This window comes from Roseibacillus persicicus, assembly GCF_014651675.1.
Taxonomy (GTDB): Bacteria; Verrucomicrobiota; Verrucomicrobiia; order Verrucomicrobiales; family Akkermansiaceae; genus Roseibacillus; species Roseibacillus persicicus.
The window spans coordinates 1-1452 of the sequence record NZ_BMXI01000054.1 but is presented as its reverse complement, the minus strand read 5'-3'; the positions used below and the strand labels follow the sequence as shown (position 1 = coordinate 1452).

The 1452-nt window shown below is 52.1% G+C and carries 1 protein-coding gene; it reads right to left on the bottom strand.

Annotated features, from left to right (window positions below; genetic code table 11):
- Positions 1 to 240 precede the first annotated feature (240 nt).
- The gene (locus IE099_RS20560) at positions 241 to 795 is read right to left on the bottom strand and encodes a hypothetical protein (protein WP_189574720.1); all 555 of its coding nucleotides are present in this window, start codon (positions 793 to 795) and stop codon (positions 241 to 243) included.
- Between the last annotated feature and the right edge of the window lie 657 nt (positions 796 to 1452).

The following is a 1452-nucleotide window of genomic DNA, read 5'->3' as shown; positions in this document are numbered from 1 at the left end:
TACGCCGAACTCGCCTACCGCGCGAAAACCTCGTTACAGAGCATCCGTCACCGCGAACTCGCCATTCAAAGCAATACAAAGTCCGCAATGCTTACATTGGATAACGTGTAGCACACACAATCTGACCAGGCAAACCAAAACGCCTCCATACCACCAAATCCCGCCACCGAAGGGACGCCGCCCACGAATCACCAAGCGCGCGGGTCAGATTTGAGTGCTGCGTCTTGTTCTCTGCTTATGTTATGGCATTGGTGCTTCGGGTTGTCCGACTAGACACTTACCATCCAAAGCGATCGTAAACATCTGGTTCCCAACGCCACCACCGTCTCCGCAGGCCAAGTCGATAATGACGGTTGTTGAGTCTGAAGAAATTGTGACTAGTGTGTTTCGAAAACTTGGCTTAAAGGTGGTGTCAGTCCATGGGAGGAATACATGGGCGAGCAAATCGGACGGGCATTCAATCGTCTTATCGCCGAAACTCACGGCCAAACGCTGCAAATGAGGCAACTGGCTTGCCTTGGGAGGTAGCGGTCCCCCATCAAGTCCTACCATAGCATATCCATTCACCTTGGGCCAAATTGCGATATCTTTACCGTCGCGCTCCTCGATACGGAATGGATCGACTTTGTGTTTATCTGGATCGAACGGTCCTTCAGAAAGCAACACCTCTATCCTCTTTCCATTCACCGTAGCAGCGTAAATCACTTTATTGGTCTCGTATCCACCCGTCCACTTCTCCTGTCCATGGCCCACGACGGTGACGATGAGTAAGAAGCCAATAGATAGTAGTTTCATTCTTCAGAGAACGTTCTAGCACACCCAATCCGACCGACTCAGCGCGCTTTCGACAGTTCTACCACCTTCCCTCCTCCAGTCAACCTCCGACTCGCCAGCGCGGTCGGATTTGTGGTGCTGCGCATTGTTCGGCACCGACACGATTGCAGCTGTTCCCCAAGCCTAACCGCCTGAGATTCAGAGCCTCGGAGGACGTCCCCCCACGCCCACACAACAAAGCCATTGTTTCCTCTACATCGCCAGCCTGCAGCGCTACCTAACACTAGTATCCAAACAAGTCAGAAACCCAGATCCATCAACAAAACACTGCCTCGTTTGGTCTCGAACTCGCCCTTCCCCCATCGTCTCTGTCGTTCCCTTCGGAGTTTAGACCTCGAACTTGCATTCATTCGAACGATGTGGAATCACTTCGCAACCTGAAATGCTGCTAGCCTCTAAATCGATTCGTCAGGAACTACTCCTAACGTCGTTCCACTGAATTCAGGAATTCTAGTATCCAACCACCTCCCTCTCGGATGTGAATCATAACACAACGGTCTGTCCACTTTTTGCCGAACGTTCGAGCACACCCAATCCGACCGACTCAGCGCACTTTCCCAAGTTCTATCACGTTCCCTCCTCCAGTCAATCTCCGACTCGCCAGCGCGGTCGGATTTG